At 71.1% G+C, this 15,759-nt stretch carries 14 protein-coding genes and 1 tRNA gene; 6 read left to right on the forward strand and 9 right to left on the reverse strand.

The window, feature by feature from the left end; genetic code table 11:
* Positions 1 to 7: 7 nt before the first annotated feature.
* Positions 8 to 1,312: an MFS transporter gene (locus ABH935_RS39610; RefSeq protein WP_370383118.1), complete on the reverse strand. Its 1,305-nt coding sequence runs from the start codon at positions 1,310 to 1,312 to the stop codon at positions 8 to 10.
* Positions 1,309 to 2,547, reverse strand: coding sequence for an aminotransferase class V-fold PLP-dependent enzyme (locus tag ABH935_RS39615; RefSeq protein WP_370383119.1), 1,239 nt, complete (start codon positions 2,545 to 2,547; stop codon positions 1,309 to 1,311). The genes ABH935_RS39610 and ABH935_RS39615 overlap by 4 nt, the downstream gene beginning before the upstream one ends.
* Between ABH935_RS39615 and ABH935_RS39620 the strand changes: the two genes are divergently transcribed.
* Complete coding sequence (locus ABH935_RS39620; RefSeq protein WP_370383120.1) at positions 2,546 to 3,937, forward strand: PLP-dependent aminotransferase family protein; 1,392 nt, start codon at positions 2,546 to 2,548, stop codon at positions 3,935 to 3,937. The two genes, ABH935_RS39615 and ABH935_RS39620, sit on opposite strands and share 2 nt — an antisense overlap.
* A 67-nt stretch (positions 3,938 to 4,004) precedes the next feature.
* Here the strand turns inward: ABH935_RS39620 and ABH935_RS39625 are convergent, their stop codons facing one another.
* From ABH935_RS39625 to ABH935_RS39640, 4 genes are all read right to left on the reverse strand, one after another.
* On the reverse strand, positions 4,005 to 6,104 hold the full coding sequence (locus tag ABH935_RS39625) for a protease pro-enzyme activation domain-containing protein (RefSeq protein WP_370383121.1): 2,100 nt from the start codon (positions 6,102 to 6,104) through the stop codon (positions 4,005 to 4,007).
* 199 nt (positions 6,105 to 6,303) lie between these two features.
* A complete protein-coding gene (locus ABH935_RS39630; protein WP_370383122.1) occupies positions 6,304 to 6,624 on the reverse strand; it encodes a hypothetical protein in 321 nt (106 codons plus the stop codon).
* Positions 6,625 to 6,804: 180 nt separating this feature from the next.
* Positions 6,805 to 7,380: a hypothetical protein gene (locus ABH935_RS39635; RefSeq protein WP_370383123.1), complete on the reverse strand. Its 576-nt coding sequence runs from the start codon at positions 7,378 to 7,380 to the stop codon at positions 6,805 to 6,807.
* A gap of 119 nt (positions 7,381 to 7,499) precedes the next feature.
* Positions 7,500 to 7,570 (reverse strand) — tRNA-Gly (locus ABH935_RS39640).
* Positions 7,571 to 7,725: 155 nt separating this feature from the next.
* Here ABH935_RS39640 and dcd point away from each other — a divergent pair.
* The 4 genes from dcd to thpR all read left to right on the forward strand — a co-directional run bounded on the left by dcd (position 7,726) and on the right by thpR (position 11,720).
* Complete coding sequence (dcd, locus tag ABH935_RS39645) at positions 7,726 to 8,349, forward strand: dCTP deaminase (RefSeq protein WP_370383124.1); 624 nt, start codon at positions 7,726 to 7,728, stop codon at positions 8,347 to 8,349.
* A gap of 94 nt (positions 8,350 to 8,443) precedes the next feature.
* Positions 8,444 to 9,481: a hypothetical protein gene (locus tag ABH935_RS39650; protein WP_370383125.1), complete on the forward strand. Its 1,038-nt coding sequence runs from the start codon at positions 8,444 to 8,446 to the stop codon at positions 9,479 to 9,481.
* Between the two features lie 148 nt (positions 9,482 to 9,629).
* Entirely contained in the window at positions 9,630 to 10,892 is a 1,263-nt protein-coding gene (locus tag ABH935_RS39655) for an MFS transporter (protein WP_370383126.1), read from the forward strand.
* 162 nt (positions 10,893 to 11,054) lie between these two features.
* Positions 11,055 to 11,720, forward strand: coding sequence for an RNA 2',3'-cyclic phosphodiesterase (gene thpR / locus ABH935_RS39660; protein WP_370383127.1), 666 nt, complete (start codon positions 11,055 to 11,057; stop codon positions 11,718 to 11,720).
* A gap of 135 nt (positions 11,721 to 11,855) precedes the next feature.
* Here the strand turns inward: thpR and serC are convergent, their stop codons facing one another.
* The 3 genes from serC to ABH935_RS39675 all read right to left on the reverse strand — a co-directional run bounded on the left by serC (position 11,856) and on the right by ABH935_RS39675 (position 14,604).
* Positions 11,856 to 12,977 carry a phosphoserine transaminase gene (gene serC, locus ABH935_RS39665; protein ID WP_370383128.1) on the reverse strand — a complete coding sequence of 374 codons (1,122 nt, stop codon included), beginning with the start codon at positions 12,975 to 12,977 and terminating at the stop codon, positions 11,856 to 11,858.
* Between the two features lie 185 nt (positions 12,978 to 13,162).
* On the reverse strand, positions 13,163 to 14,053 hold the full coding sequence (locus ABH935_RS39670; protein WP_370383129.1) for a hypothetical protein: 891 nt from the start codon (positions 14,051 to 14,053) through the stop codon (positions 13,163 to 13,165).
* On the reverse strand, positions 14,050 to 14,604 hold the full coding sequence (locus ABH935_RS39675; protein WP_370383130.1) for a SigE family RNA polymerase sigma factor: 555 nt from the start codon (positions 14,602 to 14,604) through the stop codon (positions 14,050 to 14,052). Before ABH935_RS39675 ends, ABH935_RS39670 begins: the two co-directional genes overlap by 4 nt.
* A 155-nt stretch (positions 14,605 to 14,759) precedes the next feature.
* Here ABH935_RS39675 and ABH935_RS39680 point away from each other — a divergent pair, with 155 nt between their 5' ends.
* Positions 14,760 to 15,605: an NAD(P)-dependent oxidoreductase gene (locus tag ABH935_RS39680; RefSeq protein ID WP_370383131.1), complete on the forward strand. Its 846-nt coding sequence runs from the start codon at positions 14,760 to 14,762 to the stop codon at positions 15,603 to 15,605.
* Positions 15,606 to 15,759 lie beyond the last annotated feature (154 nt).

The raw sequence follows: 15,759 nt of genomic DNA on the forward strand, positions 1-15,759 counted from the left end.
TGTCCTCCTAGCCCGGCAGGTCGCGCAACCGGCTCACCGGGGAGACCGCCAACGCCACGATCACCGCGGCCGAGAGCGCGGCGGCCGTGATCAGGGCGTTGCGGTCGCCCACCGCGCCGGACAGCAGGCCGGCCGTCAGGCCGCCGAGGGCGCCCCCGCCGAACAGCAGCATGCGGAAACAGGCCGTCATCCGGCTCAGCAGCGGGGGCGGGGTCGCGGCCTGGCGCAGGCTGACGATCACCACGTTCGCGATCCCGAGGCCGAGGTATGTGGTGAAGAAGGACACTGTCACTAGCGCCACTACCGCTGGCTTCGGGCCGCTCGCCACGGCGATCAGCGCCGGGCCGGCCAGCAGTGCGGTCTGGGCCCAGAAGTAGACCCGGCCCATCCGGAACCGCGCGAGCACCCTGCGGGAGACCGCCGCGCCGATCAGGCCGCCGACGGAGGCCGTCGCGAAGATCGCTCCCAGCGTCGAGGCGGCCAGATGCAGCTCCTGCGTGCCGTAGAGCAGAAACATCGTCCAGACCGTGATCATCGAGAAGTTGCAGCAGAAGCCGACGAACGCCAGCCAACGCAGGACACGCGTGCCGAAGACCCACGCCAGGCCTTCGCGGATCTCGCGCGGCAGGTTCCGTCGCCGCGTGGGGACCGGACGCGGCTCGCGCTTGCGGATCGCCGCGAGCGAGGCGACGGAGACCGCGTAGCTGCAGGCGTCCACGATCAGGGCGGTCGGCGCGCTCAGCACCGACACTAGCAGGCCGGCCAGCCCCGGCCCCGCGACGTCCGAAGCCGACGAGCTCATCCCCATCTTCGCGCTGACTTCGACGTAGCGGCGCTCGTCGCCGTCCACGAGCGTCGGGGCGTAGGGCATCCAGCTGACGTCGAACAGCACCGACGCGACGCCGACCGCGCACGCGATCACGAGGAGCAGCGGCATGGACAGAGCGTGTGCGGCGGCGAGGATCGGGACCAGGCCGACCAGGACCATCCGGACCAGGTTCGTCGCGATCATGACGTGCCGCCGCCGGACGCGGTCCGCCCACGCGCCGAAGACGAGCGCCAGGCCGATGTAGGGCACGAGCTGGAGGAAGCGCAGGAGGCCGACCTCGGCGTTCGAGGCGTGGAAGGTCGAGATCGCGGTCAGTGGCAGTGCCAGGGTCGAGACCTGCGTGCCGAGCAGCGACACCGTTTCGCCGAACCAGAACTTGAGGAAGTCGGGGTGGTGCCACAGGCTGCGTGCGGGAGAGTCGGGGGCGTCGGGGGAATCGGCCGGGTCCGCGGGGGTCGCTGGGGCTGCGTGCTGAGTGGTCACCGGATGCCCCTTGGCGTGGCGAGTTCCGCGACCGCCGAGGCGACGGCGGCGACTTCCTCCTCGGTGTTGAAGTAGTGCGGCGACAAGCGCAGGCACCAGTCGACGTTCTTGTCCCCGAAGTCGAACACTGCGAACTCGCGGAAGCTGAGCGCGGAGTTGATGCCGCGGGCGTCCAGCGCCGCTTTGAACGGTTGCGGCTCCCAGCCCTCGATGGTGAACGTGACAAGGGCGCCGAGCGCCGTGCCCCGCTCCAGGACGCGAATGCCGGGGATCGCGCTCAGCCGCGTACGCAGGTCCGCCGCCAGCGCCAGAGCCCGCGTGCCGCCGGCCTGCATGCCGACGCCCTCCGCGTACCGCGCGGCCGCCGCGCAGCCCAGGACGGTCGAGTACGGGAACTCCCAGTCCTCGAACCGCGCCGCCGTCTCAGCAGGCTGATAGCGGTCCGGCGCCACCCAGCGTGAGCCGTGCATGTCGATGAACAACGGCTCGTATCCGGCGTCCAGAACCCGGTCGGACACGTACAGAAAGCCGGATCCCCGCGGCCCTCGGAGGTACTTGCGGCAGGTCGCGGTGAGCAGGTCGCAGCCGATCGCCTCGACGTCGACCGGGATCTGGCCCACCGACTGGCACGCGTCCACCAGGTACAGCAGGTCCAGGGCGCGGCAGTGCCGGCCGATCTCGGCGACCGGCTGGATCAGGCCCGAGTTGGTGGGGATGTGCGTGGCCGCGACGAGCCGGGGCCGGTGCCGCTTCATGAGCTCGGCCATCGCCGTCACGTCGACGCCGCCTTCGGGCGCGTCGGGGGCGTGCACGATCTGGACGCCGAGCCGCTTGCGCAGCGACAGGAAGGCGATCTGGTGGGAGACGAAGTCGTTGCGCGTGGTCAGGATGACGTCGCCGGGCTCGAAGGGGATCGCGGAAAGGCCGGTGGCGAAGGCGTGCGTGGCGCTGCTGGCGAACGCAATATTCTCCGGCGCGCAGCCGACGACCGAGCCGATCGCCGCGTAGAAGTCCGCCACGGCCTCGGATCGTCGCGCGGCCGCCTCGTAGCCGCCGATGCGGGCTTCGAGCTCCAGGTGCTCCAGCACGGGGCGCAGCACCGGCGCCGGGATCAGGCCGCAGCCGGCGTTGTTGAAGTGGACTACTTCGGCACAGCCGGGGGTCTCGGCCCGGAGGGCGGCCACGTCGAGTAGCGCTTCGGCAAGGAGATCTGTAGCGCTATCATCATCATTCATGAATGACGATAGCACCACGGTCGCGTTGGCGGACCGCCTCCGCCGACTCGCGGACCGGCTGGCTCCCGGCGATCGGCTGCCGAGCAGCCGGGAACTCGTCGCCGAACACCAGGTGAGCCCGGTGACGGTGGCGCGTGCCATCGCGCGGCTGGCGGCCGAGGGCGTGGTCGTCACCAGGACCGGAAGCGGCACGTTCGTCGCGTCCCGGGCTCGCCGGGAAAGTGCTATCGCCGACACCGCCTGGCAGACGGTAGCGCTTGCCGACCGATCCGTCGGCACGGACCAGATCACCGCCGCCCTGGGCCCGGCGCCGGAGGGCACGATCCTGCTCGACGGCGGATACCTGCACCGCTCGCTTCAGCCGACCGGTGTACTGGGCTCGGCCCTGGCCCGCGCAGCACGGCGGATCGACGCCTGGGACCGCGCGCCGGTCGCCGGGTTGGAGGCGTTGCGCGCGATGTTCGCGCGCTCAGTCGGAGGTGGCGTGACGGCGGAGGACGTGCTGATCACTTCCGGAGGGCAAGGCGCGCTGTCGATGGCGTTCCGCGCGCTCGCGGCTCCGGGCAGCCCGATCCTGATGGAGTCGCCGACCTATCCGGTGGCCGTCGAGGCGGCCCGCGCCGCCGGTCTGCGGCCGGTCCCGGTTCCGCTCGACGACGACGGGCTTCGGCCGGATCTGTTGGCCGACGCGTTCGCGATGACCGGTGCGCGGCTGCTGTACTGCCAGCCGACGTTCCACAACCCCACGGGGACGGTACTGGCGGCGGAGCGTCGGCGGCAGGTCGTCGACATCGCCCGGGCCGCCGGCTCGTTCCTCGTCGAGGACGACTTCGCCCGCCACCTCGGCCACGGCGGACCGGTGCCGCCGCCGCTGGTCTGGGACGACCGCGACGGGACGGTCGTGTACGTCACGTCGCTGACGAAGCCCGCCGCGCCGAGCCTGCGCATCGGGGCGCTGGTGGCCCGCGGCCCGGTGCTGGAGCGGCTGCGTGCGCTGCGGCGCGTCGACGACTTCTTCGTCGCGCGGCCGATGCAGGAGGCCGCGCTGGAGATCCTGGGCTCGCCGTCGTGGGATCGGCATCTCAGAACTCTGAGCACGGCGCTGCGGGAGCGCTGCGCGTCGGCTGCCGCGGCTGTGGAGCTCGCGCGCCCCGACTGGACGCTGACCCGGATTCCCGCAGGCGGACTGCACCTGTGGATCCGGCTCGCGCCCGGCGAGGACGACCTGGCGGTGGTCCGTGGCGCGCGCAGCCGGGGGGTCGCGGTGAGCCCCGGTCGTGGCAACTTCGCAGCCGAGGCTCCCGCGGCGTACATCCGCGTCGGGTTCGCCGCCGCGGCGGATCATGCCGAGCTCAGCGAGGGGATCGCGCGACTTACCTCTTCGGCCTGACGGGGCCCGAACTGCCGGAGTCCCCGAAGGGACCCCGGCAGCGATCAGCGTCGATGGATCTCGGCGCCTACCGGAACGACTCCAGGTACCAGGCGTTCGGGGTTCCGACGCCGGTCGCGTTGTCGTAGCCCTTCGTCGCGTGCAGGTCGACGCCCTGGCCGAACTGCCGCAGCGCGGGGGCCGTCGTGCTGCCGCGGACCACGGCCAGCGGCGAGTTCGTGCGCGGGTGGTCGGTCACGTCGGTGAACAGGCCGAAGGTCGCGCGCAGGTAGATCTCCGGGTTCGCGAAGCCGATCGGGCCGCCCTGCGCCTGCTGTGCGTCGGCCTGGACGCCGACGAACGTCGGGGCCGCCAGGCTGGTGCCGCCGATGCGGGACTCGGCGTAGGCGGTAGAGCCGTCCGGCAGCTGCTGGGTGTAGCCCTGCAGGAAGCCGGTGCTCGGGTCGCCGTAGGCCGCGACGTCAGGGACCACGCGCTTGGGCGAGGTCGCGGTGCCGTTCAGCAGCGTGCTGGACAGCGAGGCCGGGACCAGCCAGCTCTGGTACCACGGCTGCGCGAACACGTCGCTGGTGCCGCCGCCACCGCCGTAGAGGTACGACGCCGGAGTCCAGGCCGTGCCGCCGGTCGCCAGCGCCGACGTCGAGGTCTGCCACGAGGTCTGGAACTGGATCCGCTTGTCCGCGCCGATCGCGATGCTGGTCCCGCCGACCGAGGTCACCCACGGCGAGGACGTCGGGTACTCGGCCTGCGAGCGCGAGGAGCCGGCGCCCGAGCCGCAGCCGCTGGCCGGGTTGTCGTCGCTGCAGTCGCCGGCCGAGAAGTAGAAGCCGATGCCCTCGGCGGCGCCCTTCTGGAAGGTCTGCTCGTAGACGTTGATCAGCGTCGGGTCCAGGTCCACCGGGTTGCCCGACGGGTCCAGGAAGTGCATCAGCTCGCCCCACGAGTTGGACACCATGTCCGCCAGGTGGTGATCGACGACGAGCTGCAGCGAGTCCAACAGGCCGCCGTTAGCCGCGACGCCCCCGCCGGCGGTGTCGAAGCAGGAGTTCGCACCGATGTAGAGCACCTTCGCGTCGGGCGCCATGCCGTGCACCGACTCGACGTCCAGCGCCTCCTCGCCGGCCCAGCCGGCGGGCTCGCCGCACGCGGCTTGGTCGGTCCACTGACCCGGCGTGACGATCTCCGAGTACTGACCCGGCCGGAACGGCTTGTCGCCGTGCCGCGTCGCGTACTCGTCGGCGTCGGCCTTCATGCTCGGCAGGCCGTAGGCGTCCAGGACCGCGACGGTGACGCCCTTGCCGGTCAGGCCGGTGCTGGTGACGCCGTAGGCGCCGCGCACCTGGGTCGGCGTGTAGCCGCAGACCGCCCACGGGACGGACTGGCCGTTGAGCGACGGCAGGCCGGTCGCGAGCTTCTGGCCCTGGTAGTCCGAGCAGGGCGTGGTGCCCAGGTAGGGGACACCGCCGGGGGAGACCGAGGCGGTCTTCTTGTCGTTCGCGTCGCTGCCGGCGGAGTTGTTCGGCTTGTTCGCGGTCCGGTCCTGCGACAGCCCGACGATGCCGATGATCGCGGAGCGCACGGCGGCCGGGACGCTGACGTCGCGCGAGGGCGCGCGCAGCGTGCCGTCGGACGTGGCGTACTCGTGGAACGAGGTGTTCAGGGCGGCCGCGACAGCCGCGGTGCTGCCCTGCACGGCTATGTAGTCCTCGGTCTGCCCGGTGACCGTGAGTCCGGCCCCGCCCAGCCACGCCTTGACCGCCGCGATCTGCTCCGCACTGGCGCCGAACCGCGCCTGGATCTGCTCCGGCGTCAGGAAGTGCCGGTATGCCGCACTCTTGGGATCGGCGACCGACCGCGCGTAAGCGGCGAGTCCCTGCGGATCCCGCCCGGCCAGGTACACCCGCACGGCCAACGGCGCCGCAGCCGGCGCCGACCCGCGATCGGCACTCGCCGAAGCCCACGTCGGCTTCGACCCGGGCAGCACATTCGAGGTGGCGGCATGCGCGGCCCCGGCCCCGATGAGGAACATCGAACCGGCCGCCAACGTGCCGGCCATCGAGACGGCGGCGGCGACCCGCCCGCCCTTGCGCGATTCCTTGCGGGACCCCTCGGGAGATCCCTTGAGCGGTTCCTTGAGGCGAGAGGTCGCGTTTGTGGGGTTTGCCACGGTGAGCTTCCTTCGTCGAAGCGGCACCCCGCGGGTGCCAACGGTGGCGGCGCCCGCGGTGTGCGCAGCGGCGGATCATCCGGCTGCGTCGCTGATTCTGGCGATGAACGGGGGGTTGCGACAGGGGGCGTAGATCACGGAATGGCAAACAAAGTGATGGTGAAATGCGTGAAGCGGGCTTATGTACCAAGTGGGACAATCAGCGGTCGCACTCGCGGTCGGAGCCCTCGCCGGAGCCTGCCGAGCCGGCCGAGTCGCCATCTGGGGCCTGGGCTGCGTCGGCGGCATCGGCGCACTCCCGCCGCCCAAGACTCCCCCGATCCAACGGCCCGGTATTGGCCAACTCAAGCTTGATCGACAGCTCGTCGACGACCTCCTCCAACGTCCGCCCGGTCGCCGAGGCATTGTCCTGCGCGAGCGCTGCGAGCAACTGCACCGCGGACAGCAGCGTGTGCCGAACATCCGACCCAGGAGCGTCCTGATGGACGTCAAGCCCGAGCTCGCGGTGCATCGCGGCCATCGAAACCGGTCCCTCGTGAACAAGGATCCTGAGAAGGGTGAGAACGATCCGTGGGTAGTCAAGCCCGAAGTAGCGCCGCGGTTCCGTCACGGCTCCATACTCGCACAAAAGTTCGAACGACAGGGCCTGATTCGGTCCCGGTGTTGAGGCGGCGGCCCACGGCTGCCCGGCGGCAGGCGCTCAGCGCCGACGCCTGCGACGAAGCCGACTGCGGGCCTTGTTCTTGGTGGGGTCCCCCTTCCTGACGAGCACGGCCTGGGGGTTGCCGAGGCGCCAGGCTGCCTCGACCGCCTGCACCTGCAGCTGAAAGTCGGGGCGACTGGTGCTCACGATCCCCGGCAGGAACTGGCCGTGCCCACTCGACACCGCGCGCAGCCCCTTGGTCGGAACGCCCCTTCCGTACGCGACGGCGTCGACCCAGAGATAGTCGACCTCCGACCAGGGCAAAAGACGCGCCCGCCGACACGGCTTGGCAATCAGCAGCCCGTCGTCCCGGATGCACGTCGTACCCAGGTACGTGGGCAGGCACAGCAAGGTGAGCAACGTCCCGAGCGTCATGGCGACGACCGCAGTCGTCACCGCCCTCACATCGAACCACGCGACGGACATCCCATCCCTGGGCGCGACCGTATGCGCGGTCACGAGCGAACTGACGGCCAAGGCCGCGCAGACCGCCAGGAAGAGCCCCAGGACGGTGAAGATGAAGATACGAGTTCCCCGATCCGCACGGATCGTGACTTCCCCCGATGAAACCATGCGCCGAGCGTAGGTCCGGCCACCGCGGACATCAACGTCGTACCAGGTCCGGCGCCGGGAGCGTAAAAACACTGAGAGCCCGGGCGCCGGGAATCCGGTACCTGGGCTCTCTTCGAGTGAGCGGGCGACGAGAATCGAACTCGCGCTCTGAGCTTGGGAAGCTCATGTTCTACCATTAAACTACGCCCGCACGGGCGCCCACCGGCGGGAATCCGCCCGGCGAGCCGCCGTATGAGCGCCAACTGTACCTGATCGCTCGGGACCGCGTCACGGAGGTTGCGTCGCGGGGGCGCGGGGTGTGGGGCCCGGCGAGGGGTGCGCCTTCGACACGGTAGCGTGGGGTGCGTGTTGCTCTCAGATAAGGACATTCGGGCTGAAATCGGGGCGGGCCGGGTAGTCCTGGACCCCTTCGAACCTGCGATGGTGCAGCCCTCCAGTGTGGATGTGCGGCTGGACCGGTTCTTCCGGGTGTTCGAGAACCACCGGTATCCGTACATCGATCCGGCGCAGGAGCAGCCTGAGCTGACGCGGATGGTGGAGCCGGATGGGGACGAGCCGTTCATTCTGCATCCCGGCGAGTTCGTGTTGGCCTCGACGTACGAGGTCGTGACGCTGCCGGAGGATCTCGCCGCGCGGTTGGAGGGGAAGTCGAGTCTCGGGCGGTTGGGGTTGCTGACGCACTCCACGGCCGGGTTCATCGACCCCGGGTTCTCCGGGCATGTGACGTTGGAGCTCTCAAATGTCGCCACGCTGCCGATCAAGCTGTGGCCCGGTATGAAGATCGGGCAGCTGTGCTTCTTCAAGCTGTCCTCGGCCGCCGAGAATCCGTACGGGTCCGCCGTCAACCAGTCGCGGTACCAGAACCAGCGCGGGCCGACGCCGTCGCGGAGTTACCTGAACTTCCATCGGACCGACATCGCCAAGGCCGACAAGCTCGACCAGGAGCGGTCCGAGGACTTCGCCGACTGACGCCGGCTGGGATCGGCCGGCGCCAACCGGGTGAATCTGAGCCCGGATACGTATAGCCCGACCCGCCTGCTGACACAGTGACGATGTGGTCGCATTGTCAGTTCGTTGGCCCTTCGCCCGTTCCGCGGACCAGCCCGCCGCGCGGACTGACCGCCTGCTCCGGGACAACCCGGTGCTGCTGCTGTCCGCGCTCCAGGCCCCGGCCACGGTCGCGGGGCTGGTCGCGACGTGGAATCCGGGCTGGCGGCCGGCCGGCCCGTCGGACGTGGCACAAGCGCAGCCGGCGGAGCGCACCGCGACCCCGCCCCTGAACCCGACAGCCGCCGACGCCGTCCCCCGGCCGACCCCCGCCGGCGACGCCGACCGCGCCTCGGCTCATGCCGCTCCCGCCGCCCCCACCCTCCTCACCGAAGCCATCCGCTGGCACGGCCCCCTCCGCCTCACCCCCATGCTCCGCGCCGACGCGGGCCTGCCGGCCACCGGCCCGGCGGCCTCCCTCGGCCTGGCCTACGTCGCCGAGACCCGCCGCACCCGCACCAAGATCCTGGACAGCCGGCACGCCGACCTCCTGCGCGTCCGCTACCCGCAGGGCCTCCCGACCGGCCCCGAGGCTGACGCCTGGCACCTGGTCCGCGGCCTGGCCAAGCGCTTGCGCGGCGTCGCACGCCTGCCCGGCGGCCCGATCCACGCCCCGCACGAGGACCCCCCGCTCCCCGGCGACGCCGACCACGCCGTCTTCAGCCACGAGATGCTCCCGTGGATCGTGCTGCGCGAGATCCTGCGCCCCATCGCCCCCGACCTGACCCGCGAGGTGGTCCCGGACCACGGCGGCTACATCCTGCGGCACCGCGGGCTGCTCGAAGTGCGGGTGCGCCCGGCCGGCGCGGACGCCCCCGGCACCCGGCTCCCGCCGGCCCTCGCGGGCCGCGCCGACCACGCCTGGCCGCGCAGTATCTATGAGTTCTGCGATGTTTCGGCTCACCTCGCACGGCCCGTCGACCCGCGCCCGCACGGCACCGGCGGCCCGCCTTCCGCGCGGGCCGCCGCCGCCCTGATCGCCGAGGTCACAGGCGGTGTGCACCTCGACGCGGACGGTTTCCCCGAGGAAACCCGGACGTTCACCAACAGATGACACCGAGCTGACACCCGGCTGCCGGTAATGCCCACCTACCGGGTATAGGGGGTTACCAAAAACCAAGTACTAAGGTAAGCTAACTTTCGCATCCCGAGGCGGTCGGGCCCCGGGGGCGCCGAAAGTCCTTTGGGGGGCCTGCCCAGCCGTGAAGTCAGCCACCTTCTCCTCGCTGTCGATCCGTAACTACCGTCTCTTCGCCAGCGGCATGGTGGTCTCCAACACCGGCATCTGGATGCAGCGCATCGCCCAGGACTGGCTGGTCGTCTCGCTCACCGGCTCCGGCACCGCACTCGGCATCGTCACCGCGCTGCAGTTCGGCCCCTCCCTGATATTCAGCCTGTGGGGCGGCGCGCTCGCCGACCGCTACCGCAAGAACCGCCTGCTGATGCTCACCGCCGCGCTCACCGGGCTGTGCGCCCTGGTCCTGGGCCTGCTGATCGTCACCAACGCCGTCCAGCTGTGGCAGGTGTACCTCATCGCCCTGATCGGCGGTACGGTCAACGCCTTCGACAACCCCGCGCGCCAGTCCTTCGTGATCGAGCTGGTCGGGCCCGAGGCGCTGCCGAACGCGGTGTCGCTGAACGCCGCCACCTTCAACCTGGCCCGGATGCTCGGCCCGGCGCTGGCCAGCCTGGCGCTGGCGGTCATGGACGTCGGCTGGGTGTTCATCACCAACGCCATCACCGCGATCGCGATCATCACCGCGCTGGCCCTGATCCGCCGCGACGAGCTGCACGCGCCGGTTCCGATCGTGCGCGCCAAGGGCCAGTACCGCGAGGCGTTCGCCTACCTGCGCACCCGGCCGGACCTGGTGGCCGTGCTGGCCTGCATGTTCTTCCTGGCCACCTTCGGCCTGAACTTCCAGATCACCAGCACCCTGATGGCGGTGCAGACCTTCCACCTCGGCAAGGGCGTGTTCGGGCTGCTGAACATCCTGCTCGCGCTCGGCGCGTTGCTCGGTGCGCTGGTCACGGCCCGCAAGCGCCGGGTCGGGGTGGCCTTGGTGCTGCTCAGCGCCCTGGGCTTCGGGGTGGCCGCCACCGTGGTGTCGCTGATGCCGGACCCGGTGCTCTACGGTGCGCTGCTGCTGCCGGTCGGCGTCATGATCATCATGGTCACCACGGCGGCCAACGCCACCATGCAGACCGGCGTCGAGCCGGAGATGCGCGGGCGCGTGATGAGCGTGTACATGGTGGTCTTCCTCGGCGGCACGCCGGTCGGCTCGCCGCTGGTCGGCTGGGTCGGGCAGCACTTCGGGGCGCGCTACGCGGTCGGCGGCGGCGGGGTGATATCGATCGTCGCGGCGATCGCCGCGGCCTACGCGCTGGCCCGGGTGAAGGACATGTCGGTGCGCGAGCGGCTGGCCGCGCACACCCCGACGCGGCTCGCCGAGCGCCTGGCGGCCTGAGGCCGTCCGCCCGACGCGGCGAAGAAAATCCGCCGGTCCGCTTATCGACAACTCGCCGGTCACACGCCGTATTGTGGGTGCTCTCACAAGGTGTGAAGCGCGCTGAGCGGTGCGGGCGTCCGTGTGCGGTGCAAGCGCGCTGGGGGAACCTCAAGGAGACGCATGCGCTTGTTCGTGGCGATCACGCCACCCCGTGCGGTCCTGCTGGAGGTGCGGGCTGCGGTCGACGCGCTGAAGCGGGGCAACACCCCCGGAGTCAACGCTCTGCTGCGCTGGACCAGGCCGGAGACGTGGCACATCACGGTCGCCTTCTACGGCGAGGTGTCCGATGAGAAGGCCGCCGACCTGGTCGACCGGCTCGGGCGGGTGGCCGCGCGGACCACGCCGATGGAGCTGTCGCTGGCCGGCGCTGGGCGGTTCGGGCCCCGCGCGTTGTGGTTCGGCGTGCAGGGCCAGTGCGACCGGCTGGGCAGGCTGGCCGAGGCCTCCGGAGCCGCCGCGCGCCGCTGCCACATCCGGGTGGAGGACCGTCCCTACCGTCCGCACCTGACGTTGGCCCGGGTGAACGGCGTCCCGCGCGGCGTGACCCACGACGACCAGAACGGGCCGCTGGACCTGACGCCGATCGTGGAGCGGCTGCGGCCGTTCCGGTCGCCGGGCTGGCTGGCCGGGGAGGTGGAGCTGTTCACGGTCGCCGAGGGCGGGGACGCCGGGGCCGGGGCCGCGGCCAACGGGGCGCCCGGTGCGATCGGTGCGAACGGTTCCAACGGCGCCCACCCCTACAAGCGCTACGAACGAGTCGCGCACTGGCCGCTGACGGGACGCTGAGCCGGCCGCATTACCCTGGAGCGGTGAACACACGTACCCGCTCCAGGGTCGTCACTTTCGTATTGGTGGCGATTCTCGCCGTCGTGGTGATCGCGGCCGCGCTGCGCTGACCACGCTGCCGCTGACCCGCCGCGACTAGCCGAGACGCTCCACGACGTACTCGATGCTCGCCGTCAGCTTGTCGACGTCCTCCGGCTCGACCGCCGGGAACATCGCGATCCGCAGCTGGTTCCGGCCGAGCTTGCGATAGGCGTCGGTGTCGACGATCCCGTTCTCCCGCAGCGCCGCCGAGATCTTGTCCGCGCTGATCCCCTCGGCCAGGTCGATGGTGCCGACGACCTGCGAGCGCTGCGCCGGGTCGGCCACGAACGGCGTCGTGTACTCGGTGCGCTCAGCCCACTCGTACAGCCGCGAGGAGCTGTCGGCGGTCCGCGCGGTCGCCCACGCCAGGCCGCCGTTGCCGTTCAGCCAGTCCAGCTGCTCGGCCATCAGGAACAGCGTCGCCACCGACGGCGTGTTGTAGGTCTGGTTCTTCGAGGAGTTGTCGATCGCGGTCGGCAGGCTGAAGAACGGCGGGATGTAGCGGTCGGTGCCGGCGATCTCGGCCGCGCGCGCCAGGGCCGCGGGGGAGAAGACGCCGATCCACAGGCCGCCGTCGGAGGCGAAGCACTTCTGCGGGGCGAAGTAGTAGACGTCGGTCTCGGTGATGTCCACCGGCAGGCCGCCGGCCCCGGAGGTGGCGTCGACCAGCACCAGCGCGCCCTCGTCGGCTCCGGTCGGCCGGCTGATCGGCATGGCGACGCCGGTCGAGGTCTCGTTGTGGGTCAGCGCGTAGACGTCGACCCCGGCCTCGGCGACGGCCACCGGGTGCGTCCCGGGCTCGGACTTCACGATCGAGGGCTCGGCCAGCCACGGCGCGGCCTTCACCGACCCGGCGAACTTCGAGGAGAACTCGCCGAAGCTCAGGTGCTGCGACTTCTCCCGCACCAGGCCGAACGCGGCGATGTCCCAGAACGCGGTCGAGCCGCCGTTGCCGAGCACCACCTCGTAGCCCTCGGGCAGCCCGAACAGCTCGCGCACGCCCTCGCGCACCCGGCCGACCAGGTTCTTCACCGGGGCCTGGCGGTGGGAGGTGCCGAGGATCTTCGCGCCCTCGGTGGCGAGCTTCGCCACGGCCTCCGGCCGCACCTTGGACGGTCCGCAGCCGAACCGGCCGTCGCCGGGGAGCAGGTTCTGGGGGATGGTGATGTCAGCCACGCGGTTCTCCGAGCGTTGTCGTTACAGGGGAGAAGTCGGGTGGCCCGGGGCGTCGTTGGCCAAGGCCTGCTCACATCGTAACCGGGATGTGTCCGCGATCCGGGCTGCATTCCGTGAAACGAGACACGCCGGTCCTGCCGCTTTGTCAGGGGCGGCAGGACCGGCGGGTGCCGCGCGGCCCGGGCTCAGGCCGGGTGCGTGAGCCGGTTCAGGGTGCGGACGTCGGTGCTGATCAGCCGGGCGAAGCCGGGGCTCGCGATGAGCTTCTCGAAATCGAACGGAACGTTCCGGGCGGTGGTGTGCTCGGTCAGAGACGCGCTGAAGACGACGCTGTGATCGATGTCGTAGTGGATCACCAGGGCGTTGTACGCGCCGGTGGACACCTCGGTCGCGGGCACGCCGTCGGCGAGCGTGCGGTTCGGCGGGCACGACAGGGCCGTGCAGCTGTTACCGAACAGGAAGGTCTTGTCCGAGACGAAGATGGAGATCCGATAGGCCACCCCGTTGATCCGGCCGTCGTAGTAACCCGGCTGGATGTAGTCGCCGGGCGGCGGCGGGGTCGAGCCCGCGGGGGTGTCGTGGTGGGTGATTGCCTGCGGCTGGCTCTCGACCAGGGAGGTGAGTGTCCGGTCTCCGGTCAGTGCCTGGAGCCCGGTGAGGTCCTGGCGGCAGTGCGCTGCCAGCCCCTGCTGATCCGAGGTGTAGACACCGGAACCGTTGTACTGGCCGAAGAGGTAGAAGTTGCCGGTGCAGGCCGAGGCGATGGCCGCTGGAACTGCGTTGCCGTCTGCCGCGGCGCCACCATCGCTCACCGCGCTCGGTGCGCCGCTGGTGGTGCTTCCGGCGCCGGGGACCAGCGTCGTCCCGGCCGCGATGACGCCGGCCAGGGCCAGCGCCCCGCCGGCGCTCCCCAGCACCCGGGTGCGTCGCCGGTGCCGGCGATAGCCGTCGACCGCGGTCGGCACCAGGTTCACCGCCGGCATGTCGTCGGCGAAGGCGGTGGCGAGCAGGCCGTGGACCTCGCCGTGGTGGCCTTCGGCGTCGCCGAGGCCGTCGTAGTGATCGTCAGCACTCATCGCAGAGTCTTCCCTTCCGCGCCGGAGCGCGGTCCGTGGGCGGAGAATTCGTCGCCGAGCAGGGCTCGGAGCCTGGCCAGGGCTCGCGAGGACTGGCTCTTCACGTTGCCGGTCGAGCAGCCGAGCACGGCGGCCGTCGCCTCCACGCTCAGGTCCTCCCAGTACCGCAGCACCACCACCGCCCGGGCGCGCGCCGGGAGTTGGTCGAGCGCGGACAGCAGGGCCAGCCGCGTCTCCGGCCGGTCGGGGTCGTCGGCGGCGCCGGTCAGGCGTTCGGTGCCGGACAGCGCCGCCGTGCGCACTTCGCGTTCGCGCCGCAGCCTGCGCTGGCCGCGGACGAAAGCGTTGATGAGGGTTTTCTGCGCATAGGCGTCGACGGAGTCCGCTCGTCTGGCGCGGTTCCACGCTCTGCACAGGTTGAGCAGCGCGGTCTGCGTCAGGTCTTGCGCGCCGTGCCAGTCGCCGCACAGGAGATACGCGGTGCGCAGCAAGTGGTTCTGGCGCGCCGCCGCGTACTCGCTGAACTCGTCGACGCGAGCTTGGTCCCCCATACGTTTCCCTCCCATGACCGTCGGTCGGGACACATGAGTCACGCCGCCACGGATCGGTTGCAGGCTTCGGAGGAGGCATGCGACAGCGGCATGTTTCCACCGCGGATCGCGTTGGGTCCGGCAGCACAGTAGACGTATGAGAGGGGAACACCGCCATGGCGAGCGTCGCGATCGTGGGCGTGGGCATCATGGGCCGCGGAATGGCCGAGAACCTGCTGAAGCACGGACACCGCGTCATCCTCTGGAACCGCACGCCGGAGAAGATCGCCGATCTGCGGGAGGCCGGTGCCGAGGTCGCCGACACGCCCGCCGCGGCCGCCGCCCGCGCCGAGATCGTCTTCGAGGTGACCGCCGACGACGACACCTCGCGCCGCGTCTGGCTCGGCCCCGACGGCATCCTGGCCGGGGCCGAGGACGGCGCGGTCCTGATCACCTCGGCCACGCTGTCGGTGGAGTGGGTCGCGGAGCTGTCCGGCGCCGTCGCCGAGCGCGGTCTGCCCTTCTACGACATGCCGCTGACCGGCGGTGCCGCCGGGGCCCGCAGCGGCGCGCTGGTGCTGCTCGTCGGCGGCGACAAGGACGGGCTGGCCGCGCTGGAACCGGTCCTGCGGGCGGTGTCCCGCGAGGTGCGGCACTTCGGTCCGATCGGCTCCGGCACCCGCTTCAAGCTGGTCCTCAACGCTCTGCAGGCGACGCACATGGCGGCCTTCGGTGAGGCGCTGCGGGTGGCCGCCGCGGCCGGCCTGGACGTCGAGACCGTCGGGGCGGCGTTCCAGGACCGGCCCGGCGGCGCCCCGACCCAGTTGGCCTGGGCCAGCCACCTTCAGCCGCCGGACCCGATCAACTTCGCGACGCGCTGGGCCCACAAGGACCTGTCCTACGCGGCGCGGCTGGCCGGCGACGTGCCGCATCCGATCCTGGACAGCGTGCGGGAGGTGTTCGGCGCGGCCGTCGAGGCCGGGCGCGGCGACGACGACTGGAGCTCGGTGAACGAGCTCTGACCGGCGGGTCGGTCCGGCGGGGTCGCCCGGACAGCCGAAAAAGGCTCCCCCGAACGGGGGAGCCCTCATATCGTTCGACCGAGTATCACCCAGCCGCCGGTCGCATCAGAACCGACCGGGGCTGGACCACAGGTGAGGCGGGGGCCGGACCAGC

Origin of the sequence: Catenulispora sp. GAS73 (assembly GCF_041262085.1) — a bacterium.
Lineage (GTDB): Bacteria > Actinomycetota > Actinomycetes > Streptomycetales > Catenulisporaceae > Catenulispora.

Bases quoted from the DNA above. Each gene is read 5' to 3' on its own strand.
- ABH935_RS39680 (WP_370383131.1), top strand. From the start codon at position 14,760: ATGGCGAGCGTCGCGATCGTGGGCGTGGGCATCATGGGCCGCGGAATG.
- ABH935_RS39630 (WP_370383122.1), bottom strand. From the start codon at position 6,624: ATGGCCGCGATGCACCGCGAGCTCGGGCTTGACGTCCATCAGGACGCT.
- ABH935_RS39675 (WP_370383130.1), bottom strand. From the start codon at position 14,604: ATGGGGGACCAAGCTCGCGTCGACGAGTTCAGCGAGTACGCGGCGGCG.
- ABH935_RS39635 (WP_370383123.1), bottom strand. From the start codon at position 7,380: ATGGTTTCATCGGGGGAAGTCACGATCCGTGCGGATCGGGGAACTCGT.
- ABH935_RS39670 (WP_370383129.1), bottom strand. From the start codon at position 14,053: ATGAGTGCTGACGATCACTACGACGGCCTCGGCGACGCCGAAGGCCAC.
- ABH935_RS39615 (WP_370383119.1), bottom strand. From the start codon at position 2,547: ATGAATGATGATGATAGCGCTACAGATCTCCTTGCCGAAGCGCTACTC.
- ABH935_RS39620 (WP_370383120.1), top strand. From the start codon at position 2,546: ATGAATGACGATAGCACCACGGTCGCGTTGGCGGACCGCCTCCGCCGA.
- thpR (WP_370383127.1), top strand. From the start codon at position 11,055: ATGCGCTTGTTCGTGGCGATCACGCCACCCCGTGCGGTCCTGCTGGAG.